Annotated in this window: 16 protein-coding genes and 2 pseudogenes; 9 read left to right on the top strand and 9 right to left on the bottom strand. The window is 39.4% G+C overall.

All coding sequences use genetic code 11. From position 1 onward, the window contains the following. Positions 1–44: 44 nt before the first annotated feature. From P4S61_RS20615 to bfr (P4S61_RS20590), 6 genes and pseudogenes are all read left to right on the top strand, one after another. A complete protein-coding gene (locus P4S61_RS20615; protein ID WP_145236243.1) occupies positions 45–908 on the top strand; it encodes a cation diffusion facilitator family transporter in 864 nt (287 codons plus the stop codon). A gap of 112 nt (positions 909–1,020) precedes the next feature. Then, a pseudogene (locus P4S61_RS20610) lies at positions 1,021–2,093 on the top strand (PepSY-associated TM helix domain-containing protein). Between the two features lie 289 nt (positions 2,094–2,382). Continuing rightward, positions 2,383–2,664, top strand: coding sequence for a hypothetical protein (locus P4S61_RS20605; RefSeq protein WP_182730858.1), 282 nt, complete (start codon positions 2,383–2,385; stop codon positions 2,662–2,664). A 122-nt stretch (positions 2,665–2,786) separates the two neighbouring features. Beyond that, positions 2,787–4,925, top strand: a complete 2,139-nt coding sequence (locus tag P4S61_RS20600; protein WP_337119112.1) for a TonB-dependent receptor — start codon at positions 2,787–2,789, stop codon at positions 4,923–4,925. Positions 4,926–5,147: 222 nt separating this feature from the next. Continuing rightward, a complete protein-coding gene (gene bfr, locus P4S61_RS20595) occupies positions 5,148–5,621 on the top strand; it encodes a bacterioferritin (RefSeq protein ID WP_149980077.1) in 474 nt (157 codons plus the stop codon). Positions 5,622–5,631: 10 nt separating this feature from the next. Then, positions 5,632–6,096 carry a bacterioferritin gene (gene bfr / locus P4S61_RS20590; RefSeq protein WP_145236253.1) on the top strand — a complete coding sequence of 155 codons (465 nt, stop codon included), beginning with the start codon at positions 5,632–5,634 and terminating at the stop codon, positions 6,094–6,096. A gap of 98 nt (positions 6,097–6,194) precedes the next feature. On the opposite strand, the gene P4S61_RS20585 is transcribed toward bfr (P4S61_RS20590), so the two are convergent. The 6 genes and pseudogenes from P4S61_RS20585 to P4S61_RS20565 all read right to left on the bottom strand — a co-directional run bounded on the left by P4S61_RS20585 (position 6,195) and on the right by P4S61_RS20565 (position 10,737). Further along, entirely contained in the window at positions 6,195–6,389 is a 195-nt protein-coding gene (locus tag P4S61_RS20585; RefSeq protein WP_145236256.1) for a (2Fe-2S)-binding protein, read from the bottom strand. A gap of 231 nt (positions 6,390–6,620) precedes the next feature. Then, complete coding sequence (locus P4S61_RS20580) at positions 6,621–7,247, bottom strand: YceI family protein (protein WP_259397088.1); 627 nt, start codon at positions 7,245–7,247, stop codon at positions 6,621–6,623. A 524-nt stretch (positions 7,248–7,771) separates the two neighbouring features. Beyond that, positions 7,772–8,149 carry a hypothetical protein gene (locus P4S61_RS20575; RefSeq protein ID WP_337119111.1) on the bottom strand — a complete coding sequence of 126 codons (378 nt, stop codon included), beginning with the start codon at positions 8,147–8,149 and terminating at the stop codon, positions 7,772–7,774. Positions 8,150–8,688: 539 nt separating this feature from the next. Further along, on the bottom strand, positions 8,689–10,356 hold the full coding sequence (locus tag P4S61_RS20570) for a TonB-dependent receptor plug domain-containing protein (protein WP_337119110.1): 1,668 nt from the start codon (positions 10,354–10,356) through the stop codon (positions 8,689–8,691). Positions 10,357–10,379: 23 nt separating this feature from the next. Next, positions 10,380–10,487: pseudogene (locus P4S61_RS23045) on the bottom strand (hypothetical protein); the annotation flags it as partial. Then, on the bottom strand, positions 10,477–10,737 hold the full coding sequence (locus tag P4S61_RS20565; protein ID WP_337119109.1) for a hypothetical protein: 261 nt from the start codon (positions 10,735–10,737) through the stop codon (positions 10,477–10,479). The pseudogene P4S61_RS23045 and the gene P4S61_RS20565, both read right to left, overlap by 11 nt. Before the next feature lie 103 nt (positions 10,738–10,840). On the opposite strand from P4S61_RS20565, the gene P4S61_RS20560 reads away from it, so the two are divergent. After that, a complete protein-coding gene (locus P4S61_RS20560; RefSeq protein WP_182758498.1) occupies positions 10,841–11,698 on the top strand; it encodes a LytTR family DNA-binding domain-containing protein in 858 nt (285 codons plus the stop codon). A 293-nt stretch (positions 11,699–11,991) separates the two neighbouring features. Beyond that, the gene (locus P4S61_RS20555) at positions 11,992–12,549 is read left to right on the top strand and encodes a TMEM165/GDT1 family protein (RefSeq protein ID WP_145236272.1); all 558 of its coding nucleotides are present in this window, start codon (positions 11,992–11,994) and stop codon (positions 12,547–12,549) included. A 13-nt stretch (positions 12,550–12,562) separates the two neighbouring features. Here the strand turns inward: P4S61_RS20555 and P4S61_RS20550 are convergent, their stop codons facing one another. From P4S61_RS20550 to P4S61_RS20540, 3 genes are all read right to left on the bottom strand, one after another. Continuing rightward, the gene (locus P4S61_RS20550) at positions 12,563–13,756 is read right to left on the bottom strand and encodes a PepSY-associated TM helix domain-containing protein (RefSeq protein WP_337119108.1); all 1,194 of its coding nucleotides are present in this window, start codon (positions 13,754–13,756) and stop codon (positions 12,563–12,565) included. A gap of 17 nt (positions 13,757–13,773) precedes the next feature. After that, positions 13,774–15,930: a TonB-dependent siderophore receptor gene (locus P4S61_RS20545; RefSeq protein WP_337119107.1), complete on the bottom strand. Its 2,157-nt coding sequence runs from the start codon at positions 15,928–15,930 to the stop codon at positions 13,774–13,776. 99 nt (positions 15,931–16,029) lie between these two features. Next, the gene (locus P4S61_RS20540; protein ID WP_182730866.1) at positions 16,030–16,593 is read right to left on the bottom strand and encodes a hydrolase; all 564 of its coding nucleotides are present in this window, start codon (positions 16,591–16,593) and stop codon (positions 16,030–16,032) included. A gap of 179 nt (positions 16,594–16,772) precedes the next feature. Here P4S61_RS20540 and P4S61_RS20535 point away from each other — a divergent pair, with 179 nt between their 5' ends. Next, positions 16,773–19,718: a two-component regulator propeller domain-containing protein gene (locus tag P4S61_RS20535; RefSeq protein ID WP_337119106.1), complete on the top strand. Its 2,946-nt coding sequence runs from the start codon at positions 16,773–16,775 to the stop codon at positions 19,716–19,718. The last annotated feature ends 48 nt before the right edge of the window (positions 19,719–19,766 follow it).

Here is a 19,766-nt window from a genome sequence, read left to right as displayed (position 1 = left end):
AGTATTGTAGTATCAATATAATAACAACTTAGGCAATACTGAATATGGCTCATCAACATTCTCATAGTCATCACAATGACGACCAAAGTGATCGCCAGCTAGGCTTCGCTGTTTTTATCAATGTGCTACTTACTATTGCCCAAGTTGTTGGCGGTCTTATCTCTGGCAGTCTGTCTTTAATTGCCGATGCATTGCATAATCTCAGTGATGCAGCGGCTATTTTTATCGCATTAATCGCCCGTAGAATTGGTAATAAACCCGCTAACGAGCACTATCATTTTGGTTATAAACGTGCAGAAATTTTAGCCACATTGTTAAACAGCAGCACCTTAATCATTATTGGTGGATTTTTAATACTAGAAGCCATTGACAGCTATTTTAACCCAACCCCAATCGATGGCTGGATTGTAGTGTGGGTGGCAGCATTAGCACTAGTAATTGATGTTGCGACGGCGGTGTTGACCTTTCGTGCGGGGGCAAAAAATAGCATGAATATTCGCGCTGCATTTATTCATAATGTGTCTGATGCTATGGCCTCGATCGTGGTAATTGTGGCTGGTACCTTAATTATTCTCTATCAATGGTATATTGTTGATTTGATTGCCACAGTATTCATTTCGGCATATGTAATTTATCACGGGGTATTACTACTGATTGAAAGTTGCAAAATTCTTATGCAAGCTGCGCCCAATAACTTTAATCGTGAAGCAATCACTAATGCGTTACAAAAGCACTTTACAATTAGCCAAGTACACAGCATTAAAGCCTGGCAAATTGATGAGAAAACGACCTGTTGTGAACTGGTGATCATAGCTACTCAGCCACTTGATATTGACGCAATTAAAGACTATTTACACCATGAATTTGCTATTGAGCAATGTATTATTGAATATAAACAGCCACAATAACAAACCATGATGCGAACTCATAATTGCATTTAATCGGATTTTTATTGAAAACAGCTCGCGTTCTCATTTATCATCGCATCTTTATTTTTATAAATATCATAGGATATCTGTGTTGTTAAAGCTGTGGTTACGCCGTACTCATTTAATACTGACATTAGTTAGTGGGCTGTTTTTGATCTGTTTAAGCATCACCGGCGCTATTTTAATTTACGCAAAAGACATTCAGCAAATCATTAACCCGCAATATTGGACAGTAACCCCGCAATCAACACCACTGGCCTATCCGGTGCTTATCAATACGCTGGCTATTCACTCCAAACAAAATGTCACTTTACTTATGCCAGAGCAGCAGCCCACTGTTGCATGGCAAGCCCAGCTTGCTGATAAAAACTATATCAGCGTTAACCCATATACCGGACAAGTACTGCTCAAATATGATTATTACAGTACAGTATATGGCTTTACCATGGCCGTTCATCGTTGGCTATTATACCAAGATGCAGATGGCAAAAAGCCGCTGCGCAATTGGGTCTCTATCTGTGCGTTAATTTTTATTATCAATATATTCGTTGGCGTATACATGTGGCTTAAACCTAAAAATCGCCTAAAACGTTTAGTGATAAAACCCAAGGCTAAATTACGTATTTTGCTTTACCAACTCCATACAGTGATTGGCATGTATCTGTTTATCCCTCTTATTTTAATTGCCTTTACTGGTATGGCATTTCACTGGAAAGACGAGACCAAAGCAGTGCTTGAGTTTGTAACACAAAATAATGTAGAGGCACGCCCTAAAGCGCCGGAACTCGAGGTGCCAAATATAATCAATGGCGATAATTTTGCAGTGGCTATACAAAACGCATTAGCTGTATTTCCTAAGGCAGAATTATTTCGTATCTATTTACCTAAAAAAGCCAGCGACCCAGTTGCACTTAGAGTAAGAAACCCTGATGAAAGTCATGCTTATAGTTGGGTATGGGCCGATCAATACACCGGTCAAGTCCTGCAATCTTACGATGCCTCAAAGGCCAACCTCACAACTCGCGCGTGGAATTTTAAATACAAATTTCATATTGGCGATTTTGCCGGTTTTTTGGTGCAAATGTTATGGCTATTGGTTGCACTACTGCCTGCTTTTTTACTATCAGCGGGGGTTACTTTTGGTATAAGCGCCATTATAGATAACCCAGCATTATAACGTTTTAATAAATCAGCTCGCACTGGTGATGTTGAACAATAACTTTAAGTTCACACCACCAGTAACACTGTCAGATCAACTCATGCCACCCTTACCTTTCAAATAACTGCCGTTCCTGACTCGATGTAAATGTACTTTTTGCCTTGTAGCAACTCATACTTTAAACAAGTGATGTTGCTTTATTTTTCCTATTTTAGCTCCTAAAATTAATCGTACCAATTACATTAAATTAATCACTTATTAGCGTATCAGGAAAAAAGCTTAAGGACGAGAGCTATGAAAAGTGTTCTATTATTATTTATAATCAACCACTTGTGCTTTTTTATAGCAGCCGAGTTTTTTACTGGCACCTTGAGCAAACCATCAGATAATAGCTTTCTATCAGTGATAGGACTCATTTATGCCTTTGTGGGTTTTCCGCTCCAGTTACTTATTGAGCTACTACTGCTTATTGGCTTTTGTTATCAACTTTTTAATGTCGGAAAATATCAAGCAAGTGCGCCGCTTTGGTTAGCATTTTTTGCAAGCATAATGCTGATGTTTAACTTTTTTGAATAGCAAAAAAACAAAATGCAATTGATAATAACTATCAATACCCTTGCCTTTACACTTCTTTACACTTATTATTGCGCCAATAAAAACAGCAATATCTCATAATTACATAGTCGTAAAGGATCTTCATGTTTAAAACCTCTTTCACTTTATTAGCCCTCGCTGTAAGCACTGCCACTTTTGCCGATGAAGCAATCAATAAAAACCAAATAACCGATACGCAAATGGAGCGTGTGGTTGTCTCTGGTAGCCGTGTTTTTGAAAGCATTGATGAGGTTCCCGCATCAATTACTATTATCAATCAACAGCAAATCGAGGAGCATTTAAAAGTAAATCCAGAGCTACAAAGCTTACTTGCGCAAATGGTGCCGGGCCTTGCCCCTGATACAGGTAGTTCGAGTAATACCGGGCAAACGCTGCGTGGTCGCGCACCACTTATAATTATTGACGGCGTGCCGCAATCAACCCCACTGCGTAATGGCTCTTTAGGTATAAAGAGCCTCGACCCAAGTGCTATCGGCCGCATTGAGGTGATCAAAGGTGCCACCTCTATTTACGGGAACGGTGCATCAGGCGGTATTATTAATTACATCACTAAACAAGCAAAAAGTGATGGTAAAACCGAAGGTGAAATAAGTTTATCGAGTCGCTTTAGTGCGGTAAAACTTGAGGAAAGTGCCGGTGCAAGGCTATCAGCAGCCATTAATGGCCGTGCTGACAAATTTAGCTATTTAGTTACTGCCAGCTATGAAGAAAATGGCGTACAACGCGATGCCCAGGGTGACATACTCGGTTTACAATATGGTTTATCTGACGCAGTTACACAAAACTACTTTACTAAATTGGGCTATGATTTTGATGACGAAAAACAGCTACAATTTAGTTATAACTACTTCAGTTCGCAGCAAAAAACTGACCTTGGCGATGTTGCTGGCGATATCAGCTTAGGCGAAAAAACCTACGCAATCCATGTACCACCTGAATTACAAAAACAAGGTAAACCACAAGGCCCCGAAGGCAACGAAAATATCACCCTAAAGTACATAGACTACGCGCTATTTGATAACACCCAAATGACCTTAGATCTTTATATGCAAGATATAGAAAACGTGTTTTTCTTCTCCCCCAATCTTGCTAATCAAGACGAAAATTATGACGGCGGCCAGTCAATTATAAGATCAGAGAAAAAAGGCGCACGCGCAACATTTAATACCCTAATAGATTTTGATTCTATCGAAGCCTCATTTATTTATGGTATCGATGCATTAACCGATGTGACTTCGCAGCCACTTGTTGATGGCCGTATCTGGGTTCCAGAGATGGATATGCAAAGTGTTGCTGGCTTTTTACAAACCAAATGGGTGATTGCTGATGACCTTATTGTCAAAGCCGGTGTTCGCAAAGAAAGCATTGATTTAACGGTAGACGACTACCGCACACTTAAACTATGTAAAACGCCAACTCAGTGCTCAGTACCTATTAACGTTAAAGGCGACACTATAGATTACGATGCGACAACCTATAATGTTGGTATTAAGTACAACCTTGATGAAAAATTCAGCCCATTTTTAAGCTACTCACAAGGCTCCGATATTTCAGACATTGGCCGTTTGTTGCGTGCTGCCACGGTAAACGATATTGGACAGATCCAAACTGAAGCCTCGATCATCGACAACTATGAAATTGGTTTTAATTCACAATTTGATAATGTACGTATTGAAGTTGCCGCCTATCGTAGTACCTCTGAACTTGGCACAACCAATAAATTTAATGAAGTGACCGGCGTATATGAACCAGTACGAGCACCACAGGAAATTTGGGGCTACGAAACACTGGTAGATTATACAATTTCTGCAAACCTAAAATTACTGGCAACGTATAGCTATGTTGAAGGTAAAAACACCGAAGCAGATGTTTATTTAGGTTCTAAACAGATCAGCCCACCAAAAGCGACAGCTAACCTAAACTGGCAACCCAGTGATGCTATGTCTCTAACATTAAGTTACCTGTATGTCGGCGATAGAAAACGCTTTGCAGCAAATGACGATGGCAAATATGTGGGCGATCAGGGCCCTGTCGAAAGTTATAATATTTTTAACTTAACTGGCCAATACCAATTTGCTGATAACTGGCAAGGGTTTGCAGGTATTGAAAACTTATTTAACGAAGATTACTTTCCAGCCCGCGCTCAGTCATATACATTCGGCGGCTATAACATCAAAGGTTTAGGAACAACAGCAACTGTTGGCGTTAAATATAAATTTTAAGCATCATTAAACTCGTTCATTGCGCTGTGCAATGAACGAGCCTTTCTTAATTTAACCTTTAACCTTAAATATAAATAGCAATCTGTTCATAAAGCAACCAACAATGCAAACTTAAACGAGAATCACACGCAATATTAACCATATGATTTAAAAGGAAAATACTTGCAATTTTGTGGTTTTACACTAAACTTGTCGCAATTATGAATTTCAAGGTAGGCCGTTATGAAAGGTAATCAAAAAGTTATCGACAGCTTTAACACATTGCTTGCAAATGAACTTGCAGCAATCGATCAATATTTCATCCACTCACGTATGTACGATGATTGGGGTTTAGATAAACTTTATGTACGCCTTAATCATGAAATGGAAGAAGAAAAAGATCACGCTGATTGGTTAATTAAGCGTATTTTATTCCTCGAAGGCGTACCGAACATGACCAAACGTCGTGATCTAATTATTGGTCATGATGTTAAATCAATGATGCAAAATGACTTAACCCTAGAGCTTGAAGTCGTTGAGTGTGTTAAAGAAGTAATTGCAGTCTGTGAGCAAGAAAAAGACTATCAGTCACGTGAGATCCTTGAAAAGCTATTATTCGATACCGAAGAAGATCACGTTTACTGGCTTGAACAACAACTTGGTTTGATTGATAAAATTGGTAGCCAAAACTATCACCAATCACAAATGGGCGAATAGGAGCTAAATTATGAAAGGCGATAAAGACGTTCTTGTTGCATTAAATAAAATACTGGCAAATGAATTAGTAGCCATTAACCAATATTTTTTGCATGCCCGTATGTTTAAAGATTTTGGTTTTAGCGCATTAGACAAAGCCGATTACAAAACCTCGATTCAAAAAATGAAAAACGCTGACCGTTTAATTGAGCGTATTTTATTTTTAGAAGGCTTACCTAATCTTCAAGATCTTGGCCGTTTACGCATTGGCGAAAACAGCGAAGAAATGATTGCCTGCAACATGAGTTTTGAACTAGATTCATTGGTTGATCTAAAAGATGCGATCAAACTTGCTGAAAGTAAAAAAGATTATATTAGCCGCGAAGCGCTCGATAACATTTTATCTGAGCAAGAAGAGCAAATTGACTGGCTAGAAACGCAACAACAGTTAATTAAAAGCACCGGTATTGAAAACTACCTGCAGTCGCAAATGTAACGTTTGGTTAATACCAAAAAAGCAGCTTAGGCTGCTTTTTTAGTTTTTATAATACAGATAAATGTCACTGAGTTTAAACGATTACCAATAAGCAATAGCTACGCCACTTGCTCAGTAATATCAGCAATTTGAATAAGCTTACGGTTGAGGATCTTTTTAGTACAGCCGCAGCATTTGCCGCACTGGCTACCGACTTTAAGCTCTTTAGAAAGCTCGCGCATTGTAGTCGCGCCTTCGTCGATTGTTTGTTCAATTTTTTTATCTGTCACACCGTGACATAAACAGATATACATGAATACAAACCACTCTCAATTACATTCGAGCTTGTATATTAATCTAAACGTAAACGGTTCGCAATTAATAATCGCATAAAATTGAGAATTATTTTTATTTGCTTAATTCCATATAGTTTTAGATGCTCACCGCAATCCGGTTAACTGATATGTGCCCTAGCGGTCATTCAGGGATTATATTCTATCTGCAAATTTCACTCATTGACGATTTAGTAGCTATCTACTTACTTCTTATTGCTTACCAACATTAAGAAATTCCGCATAAACTTCTAAGTCAATTTGATCCCCAACAATCGGTATATAACTGTCCATGCCAAAGTCAGAACGTTTGATTTGACCTACCGCGCTAAAACCAATGGTGTATTTTCCTGTCATCCAGTTGTCTGCTCCACCGTGAAATGTGGCTTTAAACGTCACAGGTTTGGTAACACCTCTAAGAGTTAAATCACCTGAGAAATTAAAACTGTTATCAGATATAACTGTAACAGTGTTGCTAGTAAATGATGCCTGCGCAAAACGCTCACTGTTAAACCAAGTGTCATTTTGTAAGGTTTCTGCTAAGTCAGCATTATTAATATCAATAGAGCTAATATCCACCACTGCGTTTAATGACGCGGCAGTCATATTATTAGGATCAAAGTTGAGTTGTGCATCAAATTTATTAAAACGCCCTACATAGGTTGATAACCCTAAATGTTGGATTTTAAATATTAATGCAGCATGTTGACTGTCTAGCTGATATTCGCCCGCTTGAAGCGCTATCAACTCAGATTTAACAGTTGGTGCAATCCAACTCACACAACTTGTCAGTAACAGCGCAGCACACATAACAGAGACCGAATGTATAAATGTTCGCATTGTATTCTTTAACGCTGAGTTCATAGTAGTAAAGCCATTAGTAATGTGTTGAGTGTAGGTAAAATAAAACGTCATTTTTCATAAAATCAAAATATATAATGCCTCATATTTTCCATTTTCACTTCTCTTTTATATTCTGATGGAGTGAAGCCGTGAATTTTTCCTTCACGCTCAAAGCCGAACTACTCAAAAGTGCATTTAGCGGACGGTGGTAACGCCCTAAAAAGTAAAGTGCGTAGCTGAGCGAAACCGAGTCAAACTTTAGCAGTTCCGCCTTAATTAGCTTATTAAGCGCCGTTATTACTGTCTTAAGGTTATCATTTCTTTTGCTACAAGTGCAGCTGAAGGCAAAAACATTGTTGAGATAATACGTTGATCTGCAATCACAGCGTGTTTATCTTTTAATGTTTTTTTATTTTGAGCAATAGCACCATTCTTATTAAGTTGATTTTCAATAAGAAAAGGTAAAAGTGTTCCTTGTTTTGCCCATGGTTTCGATGTTTCAGTAGAGTTAGGAAAACCAGCTATTTTTTTCCTTTCACCAAAAACTCCCCATTAGATAATTTCACGTTTACAATGCCCGCTGAGCCATGACCACCAACACCTAAAATACCACCTGACTCATAAATACTACTGATAATGGATTGGATTTGTTTGTTATCTGTAACGTCAAACATTACTCCATAGCCACCACCTATGAATACGCCCCAATAGTCATTTGGGTCAATTTGAGCAGGTTTGAATGAGCTGTTTGCTTTTTCTAAGAAACCTTCATATTTGATGGTGTAACTACTTATACCTAAAGGCTCCAACATAAACTTAACTTCTCCACCATTAGGTGATACAAAGTCAACTTCAAAGCCGTGGCTAAAAAAATGTGATACGGAGGTGCAAATTCCCATAAATTATTTCTTGCGTCATGCTGTTCAGGATCCCCCATATTTATCATATTAGATGCCACTATCAGTACCTTCTTTTTAGGCTCTGCTATTGCATTTGTGGCTAGCAAAGCGCCTGTTAGTAAAATAATGGATAAGAGTTTCATTTTTTTCCTTTATAAATAATTAAACTATTATTTAGACGAGACAAAAGACGAAAAGGTTTAAATATAGAATTTGTATCGGTACTTAAAAGCGTATTAGGAAGGCCTGCAAGATAGAGGTTTAGTCAAGCCAGATAAAATAGTTATCAATGAACGACCGCTATCCGAACGCAGCCAACTGTAAAAAGAGTGCCTATGTAGTCTTAGTCTTTGCAGCTTATTTTCTGGTTGGGTTTTAAACGCTAATAACTGCTGGCAAATTTCAATTTATCGAAAATTCTTAACCCCTTTAATTTCATTTAGTGCTAGATTTTCTAAATTTTTTATCAACCATAAAACGCTAAATTTATATTTCAGATGCTCAACCCTCTCACACTTAAAGTAAGAGGGTTATCATCTTTAAAAGTTAATTGTGATGCCAATAGATGGTAAAGGCATATCAGGGAACTGGTAGTCTTTTTCAAACTCGCTGTAGTCTTGATTGTATTCTAGCTCCTGTACTGCGCGTGAAGCATAAACATTTAACACTTCAAAATATAAATTAGCATCAAAGCCATAGAGCTGTGTTTTATAATCTGCACGAATGTCTAAACGGTGGTAATTGCTCCATTGTGAACTGTTAAATTCACTGTATTTTGGAATATAAAAGAGCGCATTTTGACTGCCAGTTTCTTTATAAGGCTGTGCAGATAATACTGGCGTATAGCGCCTGCCACTTTGAAATCGCCATTTTGCACCGACTTGCCAGTGATCATTCCATTTATAATCTAAAACCAAGTTTGCAACCCAAGGCAGGTCAAATTCAGAATTAAACGCCTCTGCTGTTAATGGGTTCTTTCGCTCTGTTTTACTATAAGCAATACTTGCCCAGCCAAACCAGTCGTTCGACAGTTGCTTATTTACAAGTATTTCAATCCCATACGCTTCGCCACTGGCAACATCATCAAAAAGCAGATCACTGAGTGCTACATCGTTTTCGCTGCGAGCTTGTGCTTGCGGGTTTGCAACAACGAGGTTTTTCAATTCTTTGTAAAAAAGCTCTGTTCGTAGAGCTATTCCATCAGCTAATTGTGAATCAAGGCCTAAAACCCATTGCAATGAATTACTCGCCTCAAGGCTTGGCTCTCCATATTGAGCGGTTAAAAATTGATAGTCATCTATAAAGGTATGATGGATCCCGTAGTTTAGTCTGAGCGTGTGATTGTCATCGAGGTCGAAGCCAATCCCTAATCTTGGTTCAACATAACTTTGGCTGTTATTGTCTGTGCCAACAACAGCAATGCCGATTTGATAATCAAGTTTAGCAGTGATTTGCCCCGTAAGATGGGTGTAAGCATGATAATCTGAAATAGTTAAAGTCCCTTGCTCATTAAATTTAGGACTAAAGTAGCTAGGTGGGCACATTTCAAATTCGGTATTACACGGCATCAACCGGCCACTGGCTAGATAGTCTACCGACGTGTCTCTATAGATGGCACCAAAATTTAACGTAAAGGATTCTGCTACGTATTGGTTTTCAGTTTTGAAAATCAATTTTGTGATATCTGCATCCCATCTAAAAACCTCCCCTTCACGCTCTTGCTGATTTTGAGTCAATAAATTAACACTAAAATTAGCCTCTATTACATCGCCAAAATGTTGCAAACTCACCGCTTGACTGTGGTAGTAAGTTTGATATCTTTCGCCGCTGGCTAGATCAGGATTTTTAGCAATATCTCTACCGTCTTGATCAAACGCTATTTCGATATAATCTTTTGCGCCACTGGCGGAGAATCGAATAATATTGTTTGCGTCAAAATCCCAAATAAATTTTGCCTGATAGTCTCGATTTCTCGGTGGTACCGCGAAAGAAAAGTCTTCGTCTTCTATAAAATTATCAACATAAGTATGAACTAAGCTTTCTCGAAAAGAAACGTAGAACGCTGCGTTGCTTGATAAGGCCTGTTCATATAAAAACCCACTTCTAAAAAGCTTAAGTCGATCACTCGTGCCGGCTCCACACCATTGGGATCTCTTAAATTGGTTAATATCACTCCGCCATTCGCATTTGCGTATTGACTGCTCCAAGCCCCCGTTTTTAACTCAAAACTCTCAACGAGAAGTGGGTTATAAACACTTAACCCGTCATTATGAAAAACATACCCCATCTCCAAGCCATCGGTAAGATATAAGTTGTCATTGCTCGAGCTACCACGTATTGCAGGCTGCGCAACCGGGCCTCCGGTGGCGGGAGTTGCAAGTACAACCCCTGAGCAGTGCTTCTAAGCCCTTTAATGGATCATTCCCGGTGCCTGGTAATGATAAGAGCTTGTCTGAACTGATCTTTAAACCATCTGGTTTTACTGCGAACACCGTTATTTCTTCGAGCTCTTTTTCATCACTAGCCTGAGCGTTAATGACTGCCAAAGCACAGATTGTTAAAGGTAATAATCGTGTCATTTTATTCATAGTATCCATTCCTTGTATAAATTGTGATGACAACAATTTACGCCATGGATTGAATTTGCTTTAATTAAGTTTGTTGATTTTGAACGAATGGGCAGCTTTTTGTATGAATGGGCATTTTCCGTTAGGTGAGATAAATCCTTGGCGATATTTTTTTATCTTGGGGTTTATTTTAGCAAGCTTATTTACCCTCGTTAACGATGATGAAACGCGTCATGTTGTTGAAGTTTTTTTACAGTGGCAGCTTCAAGTTCATAGCGGATCATTATTTTTTATCGCCACTCACCTATTTTTAACTAGCCGATTATCAGGACTTAACAGTGCTTTAAAGTTGCTAGTGAGCGCATTTATTGCCTCTCTATTTTATGCCCCCGTCTCACTGCTATTTGATGTTTATTGGCTACATGATACTGATTATACCCTCGCAGCTTTAGTCCAAGAATGCAGTGATATGATCCCCACGGCAATGTTTTCTTGGTTAGTTGTAAACCTACCTTGGTTAACTGGGCTTTCTTTGCAAAGAAGAACACCTTTACCAGAAACGCCGCCCGACACGCCAACTTTAGCAATTGCTCACACAATACCGATATCCCCTCCATTAGCGCCACTCAAAGCTGCAGAAGTAATAGAACCAGAAACAAAAAAGCTTACCGCATTTTTACAGCTCGCTACTGTAAATAGCGTGGATGAAATAGTCTATTTAAAAGCCGAGCTACATTATTTAAAAGTCGTTGCACATGATTTCGAAAAACTGATCTTATTTAATTTAAAAGATGCCATATCGGCTTTGGCCGAAGCTGATAAACAGCATACAATGAGTCAAACTCACCGTAGTTATTGGGTCAATCGGGCGTATATTCGCAGTGTAAAGAGTAAAGGTCGCCAAGCAACACTACTCATGAGCAATGATGATAAAGTGTTGGTAAGTAGGAATAATATGCAAAAAGTAAAAGCATGGTTTTAAGCATACGTTTATATTCAATTACAGAGTTCACCCTCAGCTGCACCACAAAACCTATTGTTGTACCTTTACTCTAAAAAAGAAATGTGGCAAAGTGCGCACTTCTCGGGGAGTAGCCTGCTTGATGCCTTTTAACTTAAAGCGCAGCAAGTAAACTTATCAACATAATTGCACCTCATGTGCATGGTAAGTTTGTAATGTAGCAAGCATTATCGGCAAGACCTGGGTAAACACTATCCTCATGGCGGGAGATAGGCGTTTACCTTGGTTTAATGTTCCCGCCTTATAGAAGTAAAATGGATACATTTATCACATCAACCGTCACCGTTGCTTTAGCTGAAATAGGCGATAAAACGCAACTTTTATCCCTGTTGTTAGCTGCCCGCTTTGCCAATAAACCTGCACTTATTTTAGGTATTTTAGTCGCTACTATTATCAATCATGGTTTATCTGCGTGGTTGGGCGATTATTTATCGCAAAGCTTTACCTCTTCGTACCTGCCTTGGATTGTGAACGGCTGTTTTATTGTCGTTGGCTTATGGCTACTGATCCCAGATAAAGATGAAGAAGTAAGCAATAAATACGATCAATACGGGGCTTTTTTAGTTGCCTTGGTGCTGTTTTTCATTGCCGAAATTGGCGATAAAACCCAAATAGCAACAGTATTGCTTGGCGCTCAGTATCAATCAGTGTTGTGGGTAACCATAGGAACCACTGTAGGTATGTTACTTGCCAATGTGCCGGTTATTTATGCTGGCAATGCCTTACTAAAACGTATTCCAATGGCAAAAGTAAGAATGCTTGCTGCAATAGTGTTTGTTGCTTTGGGTTGTTACGGCCTAGTTACTAGCTAACTTTATCTGCACGTTACAGCACCGGCGAATATAGTTTTGCTGGTGCTTGGCGTACACTAAATGTTTGCGTTGTGAGAAGTAGCGAACAACATACTAATAAAACACTTACTGCCCCCATGATACCAAACCATTGCAATAATGAAGGCTGCTTACGCTTTACTCTCAGCCAATTCATATACAATCCAGCCATACATATACAGGTCATTAAACAACCAAACACAGCCCAAATTAACTTCGTACCTAGCCCTGCAAAGTTGCCAAAATGCAAAGGATCTGCGGTATCTTTAATGCGCGCGACAATAGCTAAATCTGCGGCTTTTTGAATTGCCAGTACATCTGCTGAAGCTGGATCTAAATACACTTTATTAGCTCGTAAACGTACTAAAACGTCATCATTATCGCCCAGTACCACAACCGGCTTATTTGCTTTATTTGGGTATTGTATAGCGCGAATCTGTAAACTTGGAAACGCTGATTGCGCCGCGTTTACCATGGCACTTATCGCTGGCGGATGCGCGGCGTCAGTTTGTAGATCCGTAACCTCATTGGGGGTTTTTATATAATGGTCAATTTTGGCTGTTTGTAGGGTGTGTTCAACTAAGTACCACACGCCAGTAATGGCCATGACCACAATAAACCAGTAACTCCAAAGCCCCAGTAATTTATGCCAATCAGCCCAGCTGCTACGATTGGTTGTTTGTAATTGCCGTGGCTTTTTTAAAAAATGTCGCCACCACTGGCGATAAACAATCGGACTGGTAAGCACTAAAATAACCAAGAGAATAGCTAAACTCGTGACGATCAACTTACCGGTCCAACCCATCGATAGATTCATGTGCCAGTTACGTAAAAAACGCGATACTCGCCCCCACTGACCTTCGCCAAGCCATTGCCCCGTCGCACCATCAACATACACAAACAAAAACTGTTGCTGCCACTTAAGCGACACTTCGGTTGCTAAGTAAGGTTGCTGATGGCGCAATATGCTAATGATTTGGCTGCCAGGATAACGCTGGGCAAGTGTATTCTCAATTGCAGCAAAGTCAGTATTAGGGGAATGCGAGAGGGCACGAAATTTATTATCACTAAGATATTCAATTTCGTGGCTCAAGGTTGCCAACGTGCCAGATAAACACGTTATCAATAACAAGCTGCCAACCAAGAGCCCTGCCCAAGCATGTAAGTTAAACCACTGCTTTGCTTTCATAGTGCGAGATTGTCAGTTTAGAATGTGTACTTAGCCGACAAATAGACGCGGCGTGGTTCGCCCGGGAAATGCCCAGCACGAGTTATAAAGCCACTTGATGCATACTCTTTATCAAACACGTTTTTAACTGAGAGCTGCCAAACCCATTGTTGATATTCAGTCTTCCAAGCCATGTTATAAACGGTATACGGCTGTACTTTATCACCGTCTAAACTGACTTGTTCATCAACATAATCAAGACCTGCCGCGATTGATGAGTGCAACTGCGGTAACTCATAACGCGTCCACAACCCTGCGGTATTTTGTGGCGCATTGGCAAATTTATCGCTGCCTTTTGCTTGCGCGGAAAATTTTTCACTTTGCTCAACAATACGCGTGTCGTTGTATGCGTAACTTGCTGTGATCACTAAACGTTCAGTGACATCGCCAACAATCTCAAGTTCAAAGCCTCGGCTATCAACTTCGCCTAACGCTTCCATTTGATCAACGCCGGTGTCTGATAACTTAGTGCTGGCTTGTAAAATATTGTTACGGATAATGCGATAAGTTGCCATGTTCACAGCCAACGAGTCATCAAGTAACTTAGTACGTAAACCAAGTTCACGAATATTGCTGTGCTCTGGTTTAAATGGCCCGCCTACATCTTGATTTTGGTTACTGGCCGATTGTGGCATAAAGCCTGTGCCATAAAGCGCATAAGGGAAAAAGGTATCGTTTAAGTTATAACTTGTGCCAATACGATACGTCACATCGCTGTCTGAAAACTCGGTGTTATTAAGGACATCGGTGTCTTCAAAACGATCGTACCGTAAGCCAACCGTAACATTCCATTTATCGGTAACATCAACTTGGTCTTGTGCATACAGGCCAATACGTGTTGACTCAGTACTTGCTAAACGCGGTGTTACGTTTGCCAAATCATAATCATCTTTTGAAGTCAATCCATACACAGGATTTAATATTGAGATCCCTGGGACTGGGCCGCCTTTGCTGGCTTGTACAGCTGTTCTATATGCAGATTCAAACTCATGCTTATACCAATCTACACCCACCAGCATCACATGTTGCATAGCGGCAAGCTCAGTGTCAGCAATTAAATTGGCAGTAAAACTAAGCCCGGTATTTTCGCGTTGTTGATCACGAAATTCGCGCTCGCTCCAATCCAATACTCCATCGCCATCTGTGTCACTTAGTCCACGCGGCTCATGATAGTTTTGATTGGCATCGTTACTAAAATAACGCGCAGTGATATCACTGCGAAATACCTCATTAAATTGGTGCTGAAAACTTGCTTGAAACACGTCAGCAATAACGGTTTGATAATCCGTTGCTTCATTATGATTCCAGCTAATGTCGGCAATGAAGTTACCGTTTTTATCCACTGGCACGCCACGTAATCTAGCGCCGCCTAAATCTTGATCAACATGGGTATATTGCAATACCAAATTAGTATCGTTACTAAAATCAAATCGATAGCCTAAATCAATAATGGTATTATCTTCACTGGTATTTTCACGAAACGGTTTATCTGAATCTTTATAAACACCAACACGGTAGGCTTGGGTCTGTGCGTCATTGGCACTGCCCGTTGATTCGATTGCGGCACTAAAAAAATCATCATTACCCAGTTCAACTGCAACGGTTGTTTTACTATCATAGCTGGGCTTTTTGGTCATATAATTAATGATCCCGCCAGGGTTACCACTGCCGTACACAGCGCCACTAGGGCCTTTTAAAACAGCCACTTGCTCAATATTAAACAACTGTGGTACCGCAAAACCACTAAATGGGTCACCTTTTACACCATCGTATAAAATTTCATCTTGGCGAAAACCACGAAACGTAACACCTGAGTAACTAAAGCCATTAACACCCGCAATATTGCTGTATAGATCAGTTACTTGACGTGCAGCCTGATCGCTGATTAACGCTTGCGGAATAACCTGGATTGACTGTGGAATTTTCTCTAGCGGCGTATCGGTACGAGTACCAAACGTTGATTCTGTTGGGCGATACAGTGAAAACGCTCGTCCAACGACTGAAATGGTTTCTATGTCGTTTTTTACAACAGTAGACTCATCAGTTGCAGATCCTGCTGCTGTTGTTTGCGCAGCAACGACAACAGGCGCAATGGTAATATAACTTAGGGCTAATGCTATTAAAGAAGGTTTCATTGATATTTATACAGCAATCAAAATAATTTACGGCATGATAATAAAAACCACTATCATTTACAATACTGAAGTGGAATTATTCTCTTCTTGTTGCAAAGCTTATTTAACAATCTTTAAAATCTCTTTAAATACAGGTGTCGCTGCCACTTCGGTCCATTGAAAAATCACACTTTCAGCGCAGCTGATCACAGCACCGGCTTGTCTTAACTGAGCGATGGCTAAATCGCGGTGCAGATCATTACGCGAACTAATCGCATCCATGACTAAAAACACCTGATAACCTTGCGCCAATAAATCTAAACAAGTTTGTAATACGCATACATGCGCTTCCATACCAACTACAATGATTTGCGTGCGCTTATAGCTAGCAATAAGCTCTAAAAAACCGTCCTCTTTACACGCGCTAAAGTGGGTTTTATCAAAGTATTCAGCCTGCCCAATCTGAGCTTTTAATTGCTGATCAGTTTCGCCAAGCCCTTGTTTATATTGTTCGGTGACTAAGATAGGAATTTGCAACAATTGTGCGGCTTTTACTAATTGCACTGTGACCTGTTTTACTTGTTCATAACGAGGCATCGCCGGACTTAATTTGTCTTGAATATCGACAACTAACAGCAGACTTTGCATGGTGTGAGTATTAAATGAGTGAGGCAATGTGAACATCCTATAATCTAAACATAACTAACAGCATAAGTGATTTGTTATATAAAGTTAATTCTTTAATTAAACTGTAAGTTGTTATGCTATATTTACTAACGGATAACAACTATTTTACCTCAGGGAGCTGTATCATAAGTGCGGTTGAATAACTTTTTTTCATTTTATTTAGTATTTTATGCACTTTGTTTAGTGTTAATTCCAGTGCTCAAAGCTATGCTCAGCAATTACAACGCTTGTCCACTGATGAAGGGTTATCACAAGGCCACGTTACTAGCACACTGCAAGATAAACTAGGGTTTATTTGGATCGGAACGATGCAAGGTTTAAACCGGTTTGATGGCTACGAAGTAAAAATATTCTCTGGTGAATACACACTGGATCAACTCTCGATTATTCTGTTGTTTGAAACAAGCAATGGCGATATTTTTGTATCAACTGAATATTCTGGTGCGTTTCTTATAGATCCTGTGACACTTAAAGTCAGTAAAGTTTATTCAGGTAAGTTAAACGCTGAAGATAAACACTTTTCTCCTATTTTTGCCATCGCCGAACATCAGCAGCTGTTTTATTACGCCATTAACCAACATGTGTATGCCTTTGATCCACAAAAAAATACCTATACCCATGAGTTTTCAATCAGTAAAGATGATAATTTTGTCCGCGCAATTACTGTTCATAATGACTTTTTGTATATTGCCACCACTGATGGGTTGTACTCTAAATCATTAATTGATGAACATATAACTAAAATACCTTTAGTTGCCAAGGATAAGCTCAACCTCGATAACAATAATATCAAGTTTTTAACCGTCGACTCGCAGCTTGGCCTGCTGGTTGGCACGGTCGAAGGTTTTTATTCTATTGCATTTAATAACAATGAGTTACTAGACTTCAACAACGTAAAAACGCTGCTTGCAGAACATAATATTTGGGACTACGTTAATACCCCTTATGGTGAATTTATAGTCACCGAGGATGGTCTGTATGAATACCATCGCCATACTGATCACAATGAGTTTCTTTTTCGTTTTGATCAAAGTAAATTCAACATGACCGACAACACGATTTTAGATGTAATGGTCGATAAAACAGGGCTTATGTGGCTTGCCTCGCGCTCACAAGGTGTTTTTACTTGGTCAACTTTAGCAAGGCGTTTTGGCAATATTCAAATCACCAGTAATGATAAATTGCACAGTAATGTGATCTTTGCTGTTTACCAAGACAATCATAACGTTTGGCTGGGCACCGATAATGGTCTTGCCAAAATGCGCCAAGATGGGACAACAGAGAAAACTTACTTAGTCAGCAATGACACTAAAGCGTTTTATGGCCAATTTGCTGTGTATGGCATTGCCTCGGCACACTTAAATGAGCCAGATCGTTATTTGTGGTTACTACTTTATGATGGTCTTGCTTTATTTGACAAAAAAACCGAACAAAAAATAGCTCTACCAATGCAAGGCAATACACAAGCCATTATCGACAGCGGCCCAGCTTATGGCTATCACCAAATCACGACTGATACCTTTGCATTTTTTAGCGAGAATGATTATTTCCTGTATGATGGAAACAGTGGTCAGACTAACGTAATTAAAGGACTCAAAGAGCAGTTAGATCCCGTCAACGTGCACACCTTTTTAAAACCGTTACCTAATAAACCCGATGACTATTTGATCAGCGTATCTGGGGCGTTATATCGTTATAATGAGTCTAGCCAAAAACTCACCTTAATATACAAAGTTGAAAATTATAACCCAATAAATTATGTCACTATTGATGACTGGGTGATCGATTATAACAATACGCTATGGCTTGCCTCTTCCCAAGAAGGGCTAATTGGTCTTGACGCCAACAGCTATGAAGTAAAACACCGTATAAACCTCAGTAATGGCATTAAAACTAAAACAATTGTCGCTTTGCAAATCGACCAATTTGGCTTTTTATGGATCAGCAGTAAAAATGGCCTTTATCGGCTCGATTTAAGTTCAATGCAACTCAATGCATATACTGTTAAAGATGGCTTAACTGTGAATGAATTTAATATCGACTCACATACACTGTTAAACGATGGCCGCTTAGCCTTTGGCAGCACACGTGGCGTGCTAACACTCGCCCCACAAGACTTTTTATCCGTCCCTAATGATCGTGACAGCACTGTGACTGAAATCACCGATATATCGTTACTCTCACGCTCACTTAATTATCATCCATTGCAATACGCCAACCAGCCTTTACAACTGACTGATGAAGACATGGGTTTAGAAGTTAGTTTTTCCAACTTTGATTTTCAAAATGTTGATAGAACACGCTATAAGGTGTCATTAACTGGCCCAAGTAAATTAAGCTATGAAAAGCTAAATAACAATAAAGTCTTTTTTACTAAACTTCCTGCTGGTGATTATCAACTTACAATCGCAGCATATAACTTAAATGACTCAGGCCTCGGTGATGAAAAAACGCTTAACTTTAACGTTGCTTATGCCCCGTGGCGTTCTCCTCTTGCAATAAGTCTTTATTTATTACTTACGTTTTTAGTGCTATTTGTTATTTTTTGGCAATACCGCTCTCGTCAGCGCATTATTAAGCATACTCATGATGAAATACTGCAATCACAACAACAAACTGAGCTTGCTTTAAACAGTAGTAAAAGCGGTGTATGGGAAGTTGATATTGGCGCACATTGGATAAAACAGCAGCGCTTAAAACACGAACTAGGCTATCAAACTTTGCCTCAGAAGTTTAATTTTGACGATTTTTGCGCATTAATACACCCTGATGATAAGCGCAAAATTCTGCATGATTGGCATATATTCATCACTCAAAAAAATGCTCAACAATGGCAGGTCACGTATCGGCTTCAACATGCTAATGGAAACTGGCTTTGGTACCACGACATAGGTAAAGTGATAGAAACGAATGAGCAAGGCTATCCTACAAGATTAGCTGGAATTTATACTAATATTACAGAGCAGCGTGCTACAGCACATCAAGCTGCGGTATTAGGTGAAGCCTTTAGTCAAATAAACGATTGGCTACTTATTTTAGACAGTCAACTCATTCCATTTTCTGTTAATAATAGCTTTGCTGAAGCCTTCTCAATGCAAAAAAACCAGCAAAGCTTGAGCTAAAAAGGTTTTTAGCGGCACTGGGTAAAAAACAATATGTCGACTTCATCA

This window comes from Pseudoalteromonas sp. B160 (genome assembly GCF_037162485.1).
GTDB lineage: Bacteria > Pseudomonadota > Gammaproteobacteria > Enterobacterales > Alteromonadaceae > Pseudoalteromonas > Pseudoalteromonas rhizosphaerae.
This window is presented reverse-complemented; position numbering and strand designations above follow the sequence as displayed.

Coding starts and splice junctions, on each gene's coding strand:
- P4S61_RS20615 (WP_145236243.1), top strand. CDS start 45: ATGGCTCATCAACATTCTCATAGTCATCACAATGACGACCAAAGTGAT.
- P4S61_RS20605 (WP_182730858.1), top strand. CDS start 2,383: ATGAAAAGTGTTCTATTATTATTTATAATCAACCACTTGTGCTTTTTT.
- P4S61_RS20600 (WP_337119112.1), top strand. CDS start 2,787: ATGTTTAAAACCTCTTTCACTTTATTAGCCCTCGCTGTAAGCACTGCC.
- bfr (WP_149980077.1), top strand. CDS start 5,148: ATGAAAGGTAATCAAAAAGTTATCGACAGCTTTAACACATTGCTTGCA.
- bfr (WP_145236253.1), top strand. CDS start 5,632: ATGAAAGGCGATAAAGACGTTCTTGTTGCATTAAATAAAATACTGGCA.
- P4S61_RS20585 (WP_145236256.1), bottom strand. CDS start 6,389: ATGTATATCTGTTTATGTCACGGTGTGACAGATAAAAAAATTGAACAA.
- P4S61_RS20580 (WP_259397088.1), bottom strand. CDS start 7,247: ATGCGAACATTTATACATTCGGTCTCTGTTATGTGTGCTGCGCTGTTA.
- P4S61_RS20575 (WP_337119111.1), bottom strand. CDS start 8,149: ATGGGAATTTGCACCTCCGTATCACATTTTTTTAGCCACGGCTTTGAA.
- P4S61_RS20565 (WP_337119109.1), bottom strand. CDS start 10,737: ATGAATAAAATGACACGATTATTACCTTTAACAATCTGTGCTTTGGCA.
- P4S61_RS20560 (WP_182758498.1), top strand. CDS start 10,841: ATGAATGGGCATTTTCCGTTAGGTGAGATAAATCCTTGGCGATATTTT.
- P4S61_RS20555 (WP_145236272.1), top strand. CDS start 11,992: ATGGATACATTTATCACATCAACCGTCACCGTTGCTTTAGCTGAAATA.
- P4S61_RS20550 (WP_337119108.1), bottom strand. CDS start 13,756: ATGAAAGCAAAGCAGTGGTTTAACTTACATGCTTGGGCAGGGCTCTTG.
- P4S61_RS20545 (WP_337119107.1), bottom strand. CDS start 15,930: ATGAAACCTTCTTTAATAGCATTAGCCCTAAGTTATATTACCATTGCG.
- P4S61_RS20540 (WP_182730866.1), bottom strand. CDS start 16,593: ATGTTCACATTGCCTCACTCATTTAATACTCACACCATGCAAAGTCTG.